This is a genomic window from Novacetimonas maltaceti, from assembly GCF_002906255.1.
Lineage (GTDB): Bacteria > Pseudomonadota > Alphaproteobacteria > Acetobacterales > Acetobacteraceae > Novacetimonas > Novacetimonas maltaceti.
The window spans coordinates 201,402-218,124 of record NZ_POTC01000001.1; the positions used below are offsets into that span (position 1 = coordinate 201,402).

The following is a 16,723-nucleotide window of genomic DNA, read 5'->3' on the forward strand; positions in this document are numbered from 1 at the left end:
CGAAGGGGCGGAAACCGGTGCCGGCAACGGTCATGGCTGCCGGCACCCGCAGGTCAGTTGCGATAGTCCGGCTGCTCACGATCGAGCTTGCGGATCAGTGCCTGCCAGATCAGCCGTCCCTGGTCGGGGTCTTCCTCGAACTGCCTGCGCGCGCGCAGGATGCTGGGAAGTGACGGGAAATGCAGCTTCATCCCGGTGGACTGGGCCGCGACCTGAATGCGGCAGGCCTGCTCCAGATAGTACATGCGGTAAAAACATTCCGCCACAGTACGCCCGACCGTCAGCAGGCCATGATTCTGCAGGATCAGGCCATGGTTGTCGCCAAGGTCACGGACAAGGCGCTCGCGTTCGCTCAGGTTGTCGTCGGCGGCCAGTCCCTCATAGGCATGGAAGCCGATGCGCTCATGGAATTCCATGCTGATCTGGTTGATGGGCAGGATCCTGCATTCCTGCGCCGCCACGGCCATACCCGCCACCGTGTGGGTGTGCATGACGCAGGCCGCGTCGGGCCGGGCACGGTGGATGGCGGAATGGATGACAAATCCCGCCGGGTTGATGGGCCATGCCGTCTGCTGGCGCGGGTGGCCGTCTGCATCGACGCAGACAAGGGAACTTGCTGTGATTTCCTCGAACAGGAAACCGTAAGGGTTGACCAGATAGGCATGGTGCGCCCCCGGCAGGCGTGCCGACAGGTGCGTGTAGACAAGGTCGGTCATCCCGAAATGCGCCACCAGGCGATACGCCGCGGCCAGTTCGCAACGCAGCGCCTGTTCCGGCGCCGATGGCGGCGCGGGGGCCGGGACATCGGCACTCCCAGCATGCACGTCCGCGTTTCGTGTGGCGTCAGGCAATGACGGTATCCAGTGCCTTGCAGAAACTGCGCATGTCACTTTCGGATCCGACGGTGATGCGCGAACAGTTCGGCCAGATGGGCCAGTTGCGGCCGATGATGACGCCCTGTTTCGCAAAAGCCTCCCGCACCGGTTTCGCCGGGCGTTTCCAGTCAACGATGAACATGTTCGCCACGCTGGGAATATAGGAGATCCCGCGCTGGCGCAGGTGCGCGAATGTCATTTCCCGGTTGGCTGTCATCTCGTTGCGGCGCTGCACGATTTCCTGCGCGCGCGTGACACTGGCCAGGCCGGTGGCAAGGGCAACGGTGGACAGCATGAAGGATTGCGAGAACCCGTCATAGCGCATCATCTTTTCAAGCAGGTCCGGACGTCCCATGCTGAGCCCGAGGCGCAGGCCCGCCATGCCGAACAGCTTGGAGAACGTGCGCAGCACGATCACGTCCTTGCCCGCGGCGACAAGGGAGGCGGCGCTGGGCGTGCCGGCAAAATGGATATAGGCCTCATCCACCAGGACGATCGAACCTGCGGGCTTGTTGGCGACCAGCCATTCGATATCGGCAATGGGTGTCAGCGTGCCGGTGGGGTTGTTGGGGGAGCAGATGTAGTAGACCCCCGCATTCGGATTGGCCGCCAGCATCGCGCGGACATCCGTTTTCCAGTTGTTTTCCGGACGCAGTGCGACCTTCGCCAGCGGGACCTTCAGCCATTCGGCCGTCTCCCATGACGGTTCATAGGTCGGGTCCAGCGTGACAAGTCCCCGCTGCGGGGAACAGAATGTCACGATGGCGCGGCACAGCGGGTCGCCAGAACCGGGCCATGGCATGATATGGTCGGTGGGCACCCCCTCGATTTCCGAAACTGCCTTGAGCAGGTCCTGCCGGTTGCGGTTGGGCCAGTACCGGTTGCCCTGCGCCACCATGGCGGCGCCGGCGCGCACGCCTGCCTCCATGGGGCCGGTCCACCATTCGTTGCTGTCGATCAGCACCTTGCCCGCGTTATCGCCTGCGGACGCCACGACCCCGCGCGCCTGCGAAACCCTGCCCGGCAGTGACGCAAGCGCCAGTCCGGTGCCCAGCAACGCCCCGATACGGCCGAACTGCCGACGCGAATATCCCCGTTGCAGCAGGTCGCGTCGGGCGTCAGCCGACAAAGTCGCATCCGTATCCATAATACGCGTTCCTTAGTTATGTCAGGGCGATGGTAACCACGGCCCCGCAACCATCCTGAGGACACATATCATGCAGGCTTATTCATTACGATCAAGTTCCATTATGAAACGTGAACCGCAATGATCATCAGGGTGTGACAATATGGCACACCACCATCCGGGCAGAATGTCGTTACATGAATGTATTGTCAGCACTCAGCGTGACAGGGATGCCCGCCGCAGGGGCATGGTCATGCAGTGCACGCTTCCCCCGCCGTGTGAAAACTGATCCAGGCGCGGCGTCAGGACCTCCATCCCCTCGGCGCGCATCATCTGGTTTATGCGCCTGCTGTGGTGCGGGCTGATGACCCGCCCCTTCCCCAATGCAAGGACATTGCATCCCATGTCGTTCATCGCTTCCTTGTAGCTGACAGGCAGCAGGCGGATGCCCTGCGCGCGCAGCCACGCAAGGTCGGCATCGGGCAGGACATCGGTGACCGCAATGGCCGTGTCGTCGTTGATCAGCGTGAAGATGACATCAAGATGCAGGAAATGGGCCGGGAAACGAATCAGGCGGCAGGTCCAGCCCTCCTGCGTGAACCAGTCGGCGAACTGCCTTGCCCCGGCTTCGTCCGTGCGGCCGCCACTGACCCCGATCACCAGCAGGCCGGGACGGATGAAATGTATGTCCCCCCCTTCGACATGGCCCTGCGTGCAGGTTTTCCAGATTTCGCCGGGGGCATAGAACTGCCGTACCGCCTCCTCCTCCGCACGGCGTTCTGGGCGCGCCATGCGGGTGACGACGGTGCCGAATGGCGTGGTCTGCGAACTGTCGCGGGTATAGACCTCATATGGCAGGCCGGTCCGTGGCGTCATGAAATGGCAGTTGACATCCGCCATGCGCAGCGCATCCACCAGTTCATCAAACTGTGAAAGCATGTCTGCATGATTGGTGCGGCGCCCGCTGGCCAGGGTCTGGATCGCGATATCGTTGCTCGGTATCCATGAATAATGGTCTGGCCGGCACAGCAGCACATCGGCAAGGGCGCCGCTTTCGCTGTCTATGAACCAGTGATTTGCGTTCATTATGTGAAATCCCGAAGAAATGGCGCGTCTGCCTGGCAGGAAGGCTTCGCAGCGTAGCAATGCAACGCATCTGGCGGGATAGGAATGATACATAGTTCACTTTGAAATCTCATTAACCGCGCGAAACCAAAAAACCTGTTTGTGCGGTGACATATAATGTTGCACTCTCTGGACAATCCGAAGCGTTCAAGTAACGATCATCAGACTTTATCAGGTCGTAACCATCCGGCCTCAGGTCATCGTGACCCTCATCCCACCGGCACCATGGACGGACCCCGACGCACATGACAGCCTCATCAATGACCCTTTCCTCCCCTTCCCCGTCTTCCACGAAGCGGATGGCGGCAGGCCGACGCAGGGGTGGTGGTTTCCGTGGCCAGGTGGCCGAGGTGGACCTGCGTCTGCTGCGTGTCTTTCGCACCGTGGCCGAACGCGGGGGATTCGCGGCGGCAGAGATCGCCCTTGGCAAAAGCAAGTCTTCCATCAGCATCGACATCTCGGCCCTTGAAAACCGTCTTAACATCAAGCTGTGCCAGCGTGGGCGCAGCGGGTTTGCCCTGACCGGCGAAGGGCGCATGGTGCTGGAGGCGACGGAGGAGCTGCTTGCGGATATCGAGCGTTTCCAGCAACGCATCAATACGGCAAGCGGCATCCTGTCGGGACGTTTTTCGCTGTACATGCCGGACAACATCCTGATCCATGGGGAAACGGCGGTCATACGCGCCATCAAGACCTTTACCGCGCGGCACCCTTCCGTTTTCATGAACATGCATTCCGCTTCCCCGCGGGAAGTGGAACTTGCGGTGCTCGATGGGCGCGCCACGGCGGGCATCGTGCTGCATGGCCACCATCGTCCGGAGTTGCAGAGCACGGCGCTGTTTACGGAATCCCTTGGCCTGTACTGCGCCGTGTCGCACCCGCTGGCACAGATGGACAAGGACGACATCACGTTCGATGTCCTGACGCAGCAGCGCATGATCGAAGTGTCCAGCGCGGTTTCCTCCCCCGCGTGGGACCGGATCAAGGGGCACATGACATTCTGCGCGGGGGCCGAGAATGTCGATGCCCGCGCCCTGCTCATCCTTTCGGGCAATTATATAGGCTTCCTGCCCGAAGCCTATGCACGCCCGCTTGTTGCTGACGGACTGTTGCGCCATATCGCGCCCGACAGCCTGCGCCTGATGACCAGTTTCCATTTCCTGGTGCGTCCATCCCCCGATACCGGCATGATGATCGAGACCTTCCGCACGATACTGGAAGACTCGTATTGAGATATTCCATCTGCCGCGCGGTTATGGACCTGTTATCCCTGTGCCTTTTTCTTCTTGTCGTACTGATGCCTGCCGGGCCGGTCCATGCGCAGGCATCTGCCGTACCCGGGTTCATCCATGATGGTGTCCTGAGCGTCTGCACCAACCCCACCCTGCCCCCGATGACATTCATGAAGCATGAGGGCGATGACCGGGGCATGCCCTCCGGCGTGGATATCGACCTTGCGCGCGCGCTTGCCGATTACTGGCATGTCCGGCTTGAGGTTTCCTCCATGGATTTCGTGGGGCTGTTTCCCTCCCTCATGGCGGGGCGATGCGCGCTGGTGGCAAGTGGCGTCACGCGCCTTCCCAGTCGGGAGAGGAGTTTTGACGCCGTTCCCTACCTGGATACGGCGATGGTGGTCGTGGCATCCGCCGCAACAGGCGCCATCGCCACGATGGACGACCTGTCCGGGCGGCGTATCGCTGTGCAGGCAGGCACCAGTTACGCCGCCATGATCGAACGCCTGAACGGGCAGTTGCTGGCGCGGCACCTGGCCCCCATCGAGATCCAGCAGTATCCGACCGAGGAAACGGTCGTGCAGCAGGTCCTGCTGGGCCGCGATTTTGCCTTCATCAGCCAGGATGTGGAAATATATTTCCGCCAGAAGCAGTTGCACGGCAAGGTGCATGTCATCCTGCGGACCGATGATCCGCAGTACCGGCAGTTTGCCCTGTATATACGCAAGGACACGCAGGATCACGAGGCCCTGCGCCATGCCATTGCCGTCCTGTCCGCCAATGGCCGGATCAATGCCATTGCGCGCCGCTGGTCGATCGCGCCCAGCAGCGCCACGGCCCTGTCGGCGGCCCCTGCCCCGGTCTTTGCCTGGCATGATTTCTTCCACGCCCTGATGTCGGCATCATTCCTGCGGGGGGCTGCGGTCACGCTCGGGCTGGCACTGGCGTCGCATATGACGGCCATCGTGATTTCGGTTCCCATTGCCCTGCGGCTTGGCGGCCGGCCAGGGATGGTGCGCACGCTGCTGGGCCTTTACATCTATGTTTTCCGCGCCGTGCCGACCCTGCTGCAACTGCTGTTCGTCTGGAACGCGTTGCCGCAGTTCTGTCCCATCTTCAGGGAGGCATGGTTCACGCCTTTCCTGGCGGCGTGGATCTCGCTGTCGCTCAATGAAAGCGCCTATCAGGCTGAAATCAACCGCGCCGCCCTTGCCGCCGTCGATGCCGGGCAGGTCGCGGCCGGACGGGCGCTGGGCATGCGGAGCGCGCAGATCTATCGCCATGTCGTCTTTCCGCAGGCCCTGCGCATTGCCCTGCCGCCCACGATCAATGATTTCATCACGTTGCTCAAGACCACATCTCTGGCGTCTGTCATTTCGCTGCACGAACTTCTGTCCGTGGCGCAGGTGGAAGTCGCCCGCAGCTTCGAGTTCAGCGAATATTACGCGGCGGCCCTTGTCTATTACCTGCTGATGGTGCTGTTTTTCATCATGCTGCAGAAGATCATGGAACATCGCCTTGGATGGGCCACCCCTGCGGGAGGCATCCATGAACGCTGAGCATGCCATGGCAGGCGATGCCCCCGTTGTCGTGGCAGCGCGCGCGCTGTGCAGGAACCGGGGGGAAAACCTTCTTCTGGATGCCGTTGACCTTGATATCCGCAAGGGGGAAAAGGTCGCGGTGCTTGGCCCGTCAGGGGCCGGGAAGTCCACCCTCATCCGCTGTTTCAACAGGACGGAGGCCCATGATAGCGGCACCCTGTCGATCAACGGGGAGGAAATCGACAGCACGACCGACCTTGTGAAACTTCGTGGCATGGTGGGGCTGGTTTTCCAGAACTACCATCTCTTCCCGCACCTGAGTGTCCTTGACAACTGCACCCTTGCCCCGCGCCTCGTGCGCAACATGTCGCCGGGGCAGGCCCGCGCCCTTGCGCTGGGGTTTCTGGAACAGGTGGGGATCCGGGAGCAGGCGCAGCGCTATCCCGCCCAACTCTCCGGCGGCCAGCAGCAGCGCGCCGCCATCGCGCGTGCGCTGTGCATGCAGCCACAGATCATGATGTTTGACGAACCGACGGCCGCCCTCGACCCGGAAGCCATCCATGGGGTGATGGCCATCATCGACGACCTGTGTGACGCCGGGATCACGACCATTTTCGTCACCCATGAAATGGGGTTCGCCCGTCGCCTTGCCGACCGGATCGTCTTCATGGATCGTGGCAGGGTGCTGGAGAATGCCCCTGCCACGTCCTTTTTCGGGGGGCCGCGCAGCGCGCGTGCGCGGATGTTCCTCGAACGGCAGCTCTGCCCCTAACCCTGTCCCGCGCGGGCGGCGGCATTGGCGCGTTCCCATCCCCGCACCAGTGGCAGCAGCAGGGCAAAGACAAGGGTTGCCGCCCCCGCCACCAGGGCAAGGTTGCGAAACAGGGTGCCATAGATCACCAGCGTCTGTGCCGCGTCGGTTCCCCCTTCGCCGGTATTGTCGATGGCCGCCATGTTGGCGACCATGCTGCCGACATACATGGCAAAGCCGATCAGCACGTAAAAACAGCCCGCCATGAAGGCGCTGATACGTGGCGGGACATACCGCGCGATCGCCGCAAGCCCCAGGCTGTTGAGCATGAGTTCACCGATCGACAGCGGCCCATACCCGATCAGCATCCACCATGGCGAGACATGGTCGCCCGCACACAGATGCGTGCAGACCCACCATATGACAAAGGACAGGGTGACACAGGCAAAGCCGATGACGAATTTCCCCGCGATGCTGATATCCGCATTGCGGCGCCCCAGCCAGTTGTAGATCGCGATCAGCAGCGGCGTGCCCAGCATGATCCACATGGGATTGAACGCCTGGAACTGCCCTGCCGACATGGAGAACAGGGGCATGCCCAGCAGGGTAAAGTCCTTGCTGACATTGCGCAGGGTGAACAGCGTCAGCGACGTCACCATCTGCTGGTAGAAGACGAAATAGAGCGCCACTTCGAACGTCAGCAGGTATATGATCTTCAGGCCGGGACGTTCATGGGCGGCCGCACGGACATACAGGACCATCCATGCCGCCATGATCATCAGGCCGGACGCCATGACCAGCATCCCCTGGATCGAACTGGATTCAAGGATGCGGGCAATGACCGCAATGGCCACAAGCGTTGCCACCGAGATCAGGAGGGTATGGCGGAGGGGGACCGGGTTGAAATCCGGCGCCGTGCCGATACCATCCAGCCTGCGGCGGCGTATGAAATAGGCCACGATCCCCAGCACAAGTCCCACGCCACAGGACGTGAACGCCATGGCCCAGCCATAGGTCTGCTGCAGCCATGGCGTCAGGACAAGGGAGAAGGTGGAGCCGATATTGACCGACATGTAATATATCGTGAAGGCCACATCGAGCTTCTTTTCCTCATCCCGGTAGATGAGGTTGACCGTATTGCAGGAGTTGGGCTTGAACAGCCCGTTCCCCACCGCAATCACCGCCATCCCGAGGAAAAGGGAATGGGCATTGCCCGTCATTCCCCCCAGCAGGAGATAGCCGCTCGCCAGGACCATGGCGCCCACCACCATTGTCCGTCGCGATCCCAGCACCTGATCGCCCAGCCAGCCACCAATGACGGGGGCGGCATAGGTCACGGCGGCGAAACTGCCCCACAGCATGTTGGCCTGCGTGTCATGCATGCCCAGTTTCTGGACCATGTACAGCAGCAGGATGGCCTGCATGCCGTAAAATCCGAACCGTTCCCATATCTCTATGGCAAGGACGACCCGGAATGCGGCGGACCGGTCTGGTGCCGACATGGGTTTCATGCCGGCGTCATTCCCTGAACTCTGCATCAACATGCACTCAGGGCACGACCGGAAGCCAGACGGCGGTGGGATGCGCACGGTCGTGATAGACCTGCTGCGTGGCCACGGTGTAGTCCTCCTTGGCCGCCTGCAGGATATTGGGCACGAACTTCTGCGGATTGCGGTCATACAGCGGGAAAAGGCTCGACTGGATCTGGATCATGATCCGGTGACCGGGTTCGAAGACATGGTTGACCGCAGGCAGCGTAAAGCGGTAGCGCGCGACCTGCCCCGGCACGATGGCCGCCGGCTTGGCAAAGCTCTGCCGGTAGCGGCCACGGAAGATGTCCATCGATACCGCCAGTTCATACCCGCCCATTTCAGGGCGATCGGCGGTTGTCGGCGGGTTCACGTCGATCACCTTGACGACCCAGTCCGCATCCGTTCCGCTGGTGGCGGCATAGACGTCGGCCACGGGTACGCCGCTGACCTTGACCGGGGCGGTCAGGACCGGGGTTTCATAGGTCAGGACATCGGGGCGGCTTTCGGCGTGGCGCTGGTCCTGCACCAGCCATGTCTTCCAGCGATCCGAATCCGAAACGAAGGAGAACGGGCGGGCAATGAAGGGAACCGGGTGCTGCGGGTCGGAGACGTAATGGTCCGATGCCTGTTCGTCATGTTCGGGCTGGCGGGTGGACAGGCCATGTTCGGCATGCACGAAGAAGGGCTGCAGCGGATGGGGGCAGTGCTCGTCACACGCCAGCGGCCAGCGATCGAGATAGTCCCAGTGGTTCTTGCCGGTGTTGTAGATGATCGCTTCCGGCAGGTGGACCGGGGCGGAACCGGGGCGCAGGTACTGGTCGAAGAAGGGACGCAGGACCTCATGGCGGAACTGCGATGCGGTGTCGCCATTCCACTGTAGCGGGCCAAGGGCGGAGCCGTTGTAATTGACCTGGCTGTGGCGCCATGGCCCCATGACCAGCACGTTGGGAACCGACGGGGTCGTCGCCTGCAGGGCCTGCCATGAATGGATGGCGCCCCACATGTCTTCCTGGTCCCACAGCCCCTGTTCCCACAGGGTCGGGACACTCGCCTTGCGCTGCGCCAGCAGGTGGTCGAGCGCCTGCTGCTGCCAGAAGGCGTCATAGGCGGGATGGGCCAGCATACGCTGCCACCACGGGAACTGGTCCAGCCCCGCATTGTGCGCGAACTGCCCGGCGGAGCCTGCGGTCAGGAAATTGGTGTAATCGTCATGATCGACACGCGGGATGGCATGGCCTTCCGCGCGCTCTGACATCTGCATGGTGAAATAATCAAGCCCGCCCTGGCGGAACGCGCCATAATGGTACCAGTCGTCCCCCATCCAGCCATCGACCATCGGGCTTTCGGGCGCCGTGACCTTCAGCGCCGGATGCGGGTCAAGCAGCGCCATGACCACGGTATAGCCTTCGTAGGAGGAGCCGAGCATGCCGACGCGGCCATTGCTTTCGGGCAGGTTGTGAACCAGCCAGTCTATTGTATCCCACGCGTCCGTGGTCTCATCCGTTTTCGTGGGGTTCAGCGGGCCGCGTGGCGGCCGGGTCATCACATAATCCCCTTCCGAGCCATATTTGCCACGGATGTCCTGGAATACCCGGATGTAACCGCCTTCCACGAACGTGTCGTCGCCTTCGGGCAGGATGGAGCGGATGTCAGGGGCGTCCGGAATGCGGTTTGCCCGTGCGGAAGCATGATAGGGCGTGCGCGTCAGCAGGATCGGTGCGCCGGACGCGTCCTTTGGAATGACGATGACGGTATGCAGCTTCACGCCGTCACGCATCGGGATCATTACGTCACGCTTGATATAGTTGCGTGCGTTCGTGGGAAAAACCACATGGGCGGGAATATCGCTGCCGGTCTGTACCATCAACGCGGATGTATCGGGCGTGCCTGCCGTCTTGGTCGCTGCCTGCGTGTCCGCGGCAAGGCCACGTTCGGCCAGCGTACCGGACGATACACATGCAATCATGATTGCCAGTGACGGCAACTGCCGCCAGGAAAGCCGTTTCACGTCATTCCACTCCAGTATTGCCCAGCGGGCGTTGTCGTTGCATTGCCCTTATCATAGCAGCCTGCCGTTCCGAACGCCCAAAACGCCTTCCGCATGGGATCGGGAACAAAAATAACGCGATCACGGCGGCGGCCGCACCCTGCTCCCCTGCCCCGCCATGGCCGTGCACGGGCGATCCACCGACGGCGCGGGGCCTGCGTTTCCGATTTCATGAACTTTACATAATAACAAAGGAAACCCTAACCGTTTGAGGTTATGACAGGAACGGTAATAACATTCCGCAAGGAGGACGATTGTGCGTTTCGCAGAGAATGGGGGACCGGGCAGGTTTCCAATACGCCACATGCTGCCCGTGCTGGCGCTGCTGGCCGGTGGTGCGGCCAGCAGCGTGCCGGCCCATGCCGCAGGTCACGCGGCGGTCCCTGCCCTGACGCCGGGGGGGCTGCCCACGACCGTCGTGCCCTCGGCCTACCGTATCAGTGTCGATACGGACATGAAGGCCCTCGTACTGAGCGGTCATGAGGAAATCGACCTGACCGTAAGCCGCCCGGTGGGGCAGATCGTGCTGAACCAGGCCGGCCTGAAGCTTGAATCCGCCAGTGTCGATGGCACCGCCCTGCAGATTTCCCAGGACGAGACCGCGCAGACCGCCACGCTGAGTGTTCCCGTGCCCGGCCAGGTCCCGGCGGGCCGGCATGTCCTGTCGATCCGTTATAGCGGGCCGATCCCGCAGACCCCCAACGGCATCTATTATGATGATTACCGTGACCAGAAGGGGCGCAGGAAGCGGATGCTGGTAACCCAGTTCGAGGTCGCCGATGCCCGCCGCATGTTCCCCAGCTGGGATGAACCCGGCCTGAAGGCGACCTATCAGCTGAGCGTGCGCGTGCCGCGTGCCTATACCGCCGTCAGCAACATGCCCGTCGCCTCGGTCACGAAGGCGGCTGGCAGGACGAAATACGTCAATTTCGCCGCGACGCCGCGCATGTCCAGCTACCTCCTTGCCGTGGTGGCGGGTGATCTTGGCGCGGTGCATGGCAAGGGTGGCGGCACCCCCATCAATGTCTACGCCCCCTCTGGCGAGGAGCGGAACGGCGAATACGCGCTTGGCGCCGCAACCGACATCCTGCCCTATTACAACCAGTATTTCGGCGTCCCCTATCCGCTGCCCAAGCTCGACCTGCTGGCCATTCCCGGCAATTATGAAGCCGGGGCGATGGAAAACTGGGGCGCGATGACGTTCATCGACAATGCCGTCCTGTTTGACCCCAAACGCAGTTCGCCCGAAACCCGCGAATGGGTCTATCTGGTGGTTGCCCATGAAATGGCGCACCAGTGGTCGGGTGACCTTGTCACCATGGGATGGTGGAATGACATCTGGCTCAATGAAGGTTTCGCCTCGTGGATGGAAACCAAGGCCACCAACCATTTCAATCCCGGATGGGAAATCTGGCCGCGCCAGCATGCCGACCGTGAGGCCGCGATGGCGCTGGATGCACAGTCCACCACCCATCCCATCCAGCAGACCATCCATGATGTGAGCGAGGCCAGCAGCGCGTTCGACCGGATCAGCTACCAGAAGGGTGAGCAGGTGATCCGCATGATCGAGGACTGGCTGGGTGAGGACCGCTTCCGCGACGGCATGCGCGACTACATGAAGGCCCATGCCTATGGCAATGCCACCAGTGACGACCTGTGGGCCGCGCTGTCGCATGCCTCGGAGCAGGATATCGGTTCGGTCGCGCGCAGCTTCGTCGAACAGCCCGGCATCCCGCAGGTCAATGTCGCACGCCGGTGCGTGGGCGATACGACCGTGCTGACCCTGACGCAGGGCCGCTTTACCATCCATGACCCCCATGCCGCTGCACTGAAATGGAAGGTTCCGGTCATTGCCGGCACGGCGGCAGGCGATGTCCACAAGATCCTGCTGGGCAAGGCCCCGTCCACGCTGCGCTTTGCGGGATGTGACCATGCGGTCAAGATCAACCTTGGCGAAAACGGGTACTACCGCACACGCTACGATGCGGCGTCGCTTGCGCTGCTGCAGAAGGAATTCGCGTCCTTCGGGCCTGCGGACCGCGCCAACCTCCTGGGGGACGAGTTCGCCATGTTCCAGTCCGGGCAGGCATCCCTGAAGGATTACCTGTCGCTGGTGGCCAACCTGCCCGCCACCCATGAAAATGACATCGCCGTCTGGCAGGAGACGATTTCGCACCTGCAGGCGCTTGACACCATGATGACGGGAACGCCCGGACAGGCGCGGTTCCATGATTTCGCCCGTTCCGTGCTGCAGGGGCAGATGCAGCGCCTTGGCTGGAACGTGCGTGCGGATGAACCCTTTACCGATACCCTGCTCCGCCCGAAGGTCATTGGCGTGCTGGGACAGTTCGGGGATCGCGCGGTCATTGCCGGGGCGCAGGCCCGGTTTGAAAAATACCTGAAGACCCCGTCTTCCCTGCCAGCCAGTCTGGTGGCGCCCGTCGCCACGATTGCAGGACGTGAAGCGGACGGGAAAACATACGACCGGATCGAAAAACTCATTCACAAGGCACCCGATACGGAACGCAAGCTGCGTTTCTTCGATGCGCTGGCGGCGTCCCATGACATGGCGCTGACCCGCCGCACGGTCGCCCTTGCCTACAGCGGCGCCATCCCCAATGGCCGTATTGTCCGCGAACTTGCGGTGACGGCGCGCGAAAGCGGCCATCCGGAGGAAGTGTGGGATATCGTCCTGAAAAACCAGGATGAGATCCGCAAGCATCTTTCCCCGTGGTCTCAGGAAACGCTATTGCCTGCCGTGGCGGGCGAGACGGTCAATCCCGACATCGCCAGGGCGCTGCTGAGCAATCCTTCGAGCACATCTTCACGCGGGAGCCTGGTTTCGGCGCGCCAGGCCGCTGACAAGATCACATCCAATGCGGAAATCTACGCGCGTGCACGCACGCAGGTGACCGAATGGATGCAGGAGAATAATGTTAAATAATCCCTTATGTGAACTTCATTGATACCGGTGTGAATGTTGCTTTTAGGCAACTGTGGTGTAATTAATACTACACTTTAACATATTCATATCGAAGGTGGATGTTTCCATCTGTGTAATGAACCTACCGATCAATACATCAGTCGGTTCATTGCAAGGGGGATGCCCATGAGAAAAAGAAGTACTTCCCTGTCGCATTATCTGGTAATGCGACAGGGAACATCTGCCTTTTTGAAAAGCAGTTGTGCCAGTTCCTGCCGTGCGCTCAATCCGTCTGTGACATTTGTTGTGGCCCTGATGGCGACGACCGGGATCGGTTTTTCCAGCCGTGACGCAGGTGCCCAGGACGTGACTCATTCGGTCGCCACCCCTGCCGACACCACGGTCAAGGCGCACAAGGCCAAGAAAACATCTGCGCAGACGAAGTCGGATTCAGATTCTGCTTCGTCCTCGACCGTAAATGTCAGCCCCAAGGCTGAATCCATTACCGTCCGTGCCCAGAGACGTCTGCTGCGCGAAAAGAATTCCCCCAGTGCGGTGACCGAACTTGGGGCCGACCATATCCGTCAGGCCGGCCTGATGGGCAGTGTTGCGTCCATCCTGCGCGATGCCCCCTCCGTCAACGTCTACCAGTCAGGTGTCGGCAATAACGAGCCGGTCATCAGCGTGCGTGGCGCGCGTGGCCTGGAAGTTGCGCAGACCCTTGATGGTGTGCCGATGCAGGATCTGCTCAATGGTGGCTCGGGCGGCTACATGAGCAGCATCATCGGCGGCAAGTTCAACATGGACCAGATAAGTGGGGTCTCCATTTATCCTGGCGTTGCCTACCCCAGTGAAACGACATTCGGGACGATCGGCGGCACCATTGCCTATCATTCCCTGCGGCCAAGTGATGACCGCCACCTGGACATTACCGGGTCCGTCGGGTCCTTCGGGACATGGAACGAAGGGTTCGAGGCTGACTCCGGGCGACTGGATGGATGGATGGGTCATGGCGTCGATGCGCCCAAGATCATGTTGAAATATTCCAACATGCAGACCAAGAACTATATCAAATATACTCCTGCGCGTTACAATAATATGGAGTTTGCATTTGATAAGCCTTACAATGACGGGCAGTCGCTGTTCTCCGCGACCGTGCTTTACAATACCGGTGACGGCCGGTTTGAGGCGCAACCCGTGCCCACGGCATGGATGAACAAGTACGGGAAATACAGCAACTATAACCCGAATACGACGTTTGGTCAGGAAAACAACGACTACTTCACGATGATCCTGAAGAATGACACCTACGTCAACGACTACCTGAATGTTGGTGTCACCGGCTTCTACGAGTTTTCGGATTCAACGATGCTCGACTACCAGAACCCGGACTCGTTCTCGCTCAATGGTGCCGCAACGCCGTATTCGATCGGTGGTTCCAATATCTTCACCCAGACCGCAGCAGGGTTTGGTGAACAGGGATATTACGGGTATGGAAACATCTTCTATATGCCCGGTGCGTATACCTATAACGGCAGCAGCAACTGTGCCGCCGGCGTGCAGGCCGCGTGGGCTGCCGCAGGGCAGACCAGTCCCTGCGGTTACAATGCGCAGGAAAGCTACACACGTACGGACACATATGGCATCCGTCCGCGCCTGACGATTACGCCGCCGAGTTTCTGGGGCATCCAGAACACGATCAAGGTCGGCGCCCTGATTGCCAAGGAAACAAGCAACCTGACCCCGACCTGGGCGGGAAGCACTGCTGATGTCAAGCAGACGGCGGCAAACCTGATCAGCGGTGGTGGTGAAGGTGGCGGCCAGCGCGTCATGTATCAGGGGTATTTCCAGGACAAGATCGACCTGTTCAAGAATACCCTGCACGTCACGCCCGGCTTCGTGATCGAGGGGACACAGTCCGGCCTGACCAGTACCGAAATGTATGGTGGCACGGTTTCGGCTGCCGCCGCCGCGACGACCTACTGCCAGACATATACCTGTAATACGGGTTATTATTCGTCCAAGAAGTGGGATCGTGAATGGCTGCCGTTCATCAACGTCAGCTATGACCTTGATAAGGTCATCCCCAAGCTGAAGGGACTGTCGTTTTACGGAAGCTGGGGTAACTCTGCCCTGTATGCGCCTGTGTCCGATTTCTCGCCCAACGTGCTGGGTGAAGTGCCGAATGCTTCCATCGTGCACATGGAAGAAGGCGGCATCAAGTTCAACCGCCGCAACATCACGATTTCCGTCGATTACTTCCATCAGAAGGTCGATCGTGACTTCGGCATGTTTGAATATCAGTCGGGCTCACTGGCGGGATATAGCTCCTACACCAATGCGGGCCAGCGCTCCATGAAGGGTGAAGAGGCCTCGGTCATCTGGCAGGTGACGCCCAAGATCCAGCTGTTTGGCAACTTCTCGCACCTCAGCGAACATTACGATGCCACCGCGCTGGAAAGCATGACCGTGCAGGAAGACCAGTTCGGTATCGCGACCAAAGGATCGCCCGTTACCGGCGTGCCGTCGTGGCTTTCGACGATCGGTATCGATTATCGCACGCGCAACCTGATCCGGCATGGCGATAATTTCAATGTCCGTTTCCAGGGGCAGTATACCGGTCACCAGAGCACGACCTATGACCTGTCCGGGTTCCAGAATGTCGGGAACATTCCCGGTGTGGGCGGATATGCCAACGGGACGAACTATAACTACTATACCATTACATCAGGTGCGACGACGTATGATCCGCATGGTGGCATTGCCCCGTACATGATCTTCTCGCTGGACCTGAACTACGACATGCCCTTCAAGAATGCTGGGCCGCTGAAGTCCCTGAACTTCGATATCAATGTGTATAACCTGTTCAATACATTCTATTGGCAGTACAAGTACAAGCAGATTGCGCCGGGCACCTGCTCGACCATCAGTTCCGGCCCGCTGGCTGGACAGGCTGCCAGTAACTATGGGTGTGGTACTTCCTATAGTGATGGTATCGCGGGTCAGCCCGCATCCGTGACGTTCACAATGCGTGCACGGCTTGGCTGACGGTTCAGGCTGCTTCTCCTTCGGATGACGACAATCCGGACAGTGACCCACTCCTCCGGGAGTGGGTCACTGCGAGTTATGACACCGCCAGAAAGGATGGCCTGATGCCGATGCCCTTTTGTCCTGAGGCTGGCGTGATGGTGCTGTCGGAAAGGGATGGAACCGAAAGCCTATATGCGCATCAGCTGTGCGGAATTGGGCGGAAATGTCCGTCTGATCCTTTATTGGCGGTGCATCTGCGGATCATGGATGCCAAAAAGCCCCGGAAAACATGGCTACGGGTAATTCACAAACCAACATAATAACAAAATATAATCCACAATGTGAATAAGACATGGAAGCGTAGCCGGCGATCACGGGATGGAGTTTGAAATATTATTAGAACCTAAACATATATATTATATTTATGTTTCGTGCGTTAGCGTATTGATTTCTGGTAATTATTTTATCTGACCTGTCTAGGACAAACGGGTCACACCTGCCTGGAAAAGGCATCATTTCCGTGAATTTTTTGTTGCACAGT

Annotated in this window: 10 protein-coding genes; 5 read left to right on the forward strand and 5 right to left on the reverse strand. The window is 60.3% G+C overall.

Features of this window, described 5'->3' with window-relative positions:
• Positions 1–53: 53 nt before the first annotated feature.
• The 3 genes from KMAL_RS00965 to KMAL_RS00975 all read right to left on the reverse strand — a co-directional run bounded on the left by KMAL_RS00965 (position 54) and on the right by KMAL_RS00975 (position 3,087).
• On the reverse strand, positions 54–824 hold the full coding sequence (locus tag KMAL_RS00965; protein WP_110093928.1) for a class II aldolase/adducin family protein: 771 nt from the start codon (positions 822–824) through the stop codon (positions 54–56).
• A 19-nt stretch (positions 825–843) separates the two neighbouring features.
• Positions 844–2,022 carry a pyridoxal phosphate-dependent aminotransferase gene (locus KMAL_RS00970; protein WP_110093883.1) on the reverse strand — a complete coding sequence of 393 codons (1,179 nt, stop codon included), beginning with the start codon at positions 2,020–2,022 and terminating at the stop codon, positions 844–846.
• Between the two features lie 195 nt (positions 2,023–2,217).
• Positions 2,218–3,087, reverse strand: coding sequence for a dimethylarginine dimethylaminohydrolase family protein (locus tag KMAL_RS00975; RefSeq protein ID WP_110093884.1), 870 nt, complete (start codon positions 3,085–3,087; stop codon positions 2,218–2,220).
• A 299-nt stretch (positions 3,088–3,386) separates the two neighbouring features.
• Here KMAL_RS00975 and KMAL_RS00980 point away from each other — a divergent pair, with 299 nt between their 5' ends.
• The 3 genes from KMAL_RS00980 to KMAL_RS00990 are packed head-to-tail and all read left to right on the forward strand — an operon-like array spanning position 3,387 to position 6,671.
• A complete protein-coding gene (locus KMAL_RS00980; RefSeq protein WP_110093885.1) occupies positions 3,387–4,358 on the forward strand; it encodes a LysR family transcriptional regulator in 972 nt (323 codons plus the stop codon).
• Complete coding sequence (locus KMAL_RS00985; protein ID WP_338043474.1) at positions 4,355–5,917, forward strand: ABC transporter substrate-binding protein/permease; 1,563 nt, start codon at positions 4,355–4,357, stop codon at positions 5,915–5,917. Before KMAL_RS00980 ends, KMAL_RS00985 begins: the two co-directional genes overlap by 4 nt.
• Entirely contained in the window at positions 5,907–6,671 is a 765-nt protein-coding gene (locus KMAL_RS00990; protein WP_239019871.1) for an amino acid ABC transporter ATP-binding protein, read from the forward strand. Before KMAL_RS00985 ends, KMAL_RS00990 begins: the two co-directional genes overlap by 11 nt.
• Here the strand turns inward: KMAL_RS00990 and KMAL_RS00995 are convergent.
• The gene (locus KMAL_RS00995) at positions 6,668–8,152 is read right to left on the reverse strand and encodes a peptide MFS transporter (RefSeq protein WP_110093929.1); all 1,485 of its coding nucleotides are present in this window, start codon (positions 8,150–8,152) and stop codon (positions 6,668–6,670) included. The two genes, KMAL_RS00990 and KMAL_RS00995, sit on opposite strands and share 4 nt — an antisense overlap.
• A gap of 46 nt (positions 8,153–8,198) precedes the next feature.
• Entirely contained in the window at positions 8,199–10,190 is a 1,992-nt protein-coding gene (locus KMAL_RS01000; protein WP_110093888.1) for a CocE/NonD family hydrolase, read from the reverse strand.
• A 343-nt stretch (positions 10,191–10,533) separates the two neighbouring features.
• Between KMAL_RS01000 and KMAL_RS01005 the strand changes: the two genes are divergently transcribed.
• Together KMAL_RS01005 and KMAL_RS01010 are read left to right on the forward strand one after the other, a co-directional pair.
• The gene (locus KMAL_RS01005) at positions 10,534–13,173 is read left to right on the forward strand and encodes a M1 family metallopeptidase (protein ID WP_110093889.1); all 2,640 of its coding nucleotides are present in this window, start codon (positions 10,534–10,536) and stop codon (positions 13,171–13,173) included.
• Between the two features lie 273 nt (positions 13,174–13,446).
• The gene (locus KMAL_RS01010) at positions 13,447–16,200 is read left to right on the forward strand and encodes a TonB-dependent receptor (protein ID WP_239019873.1); all 2,754 of its coding nucleotides are present in this window, start codon (positions 13,447–13,449) and stop codon (positions 16,198–16,200) included.
• Positions 16,201–16,723: the final 523 nt, after the last annotated feature.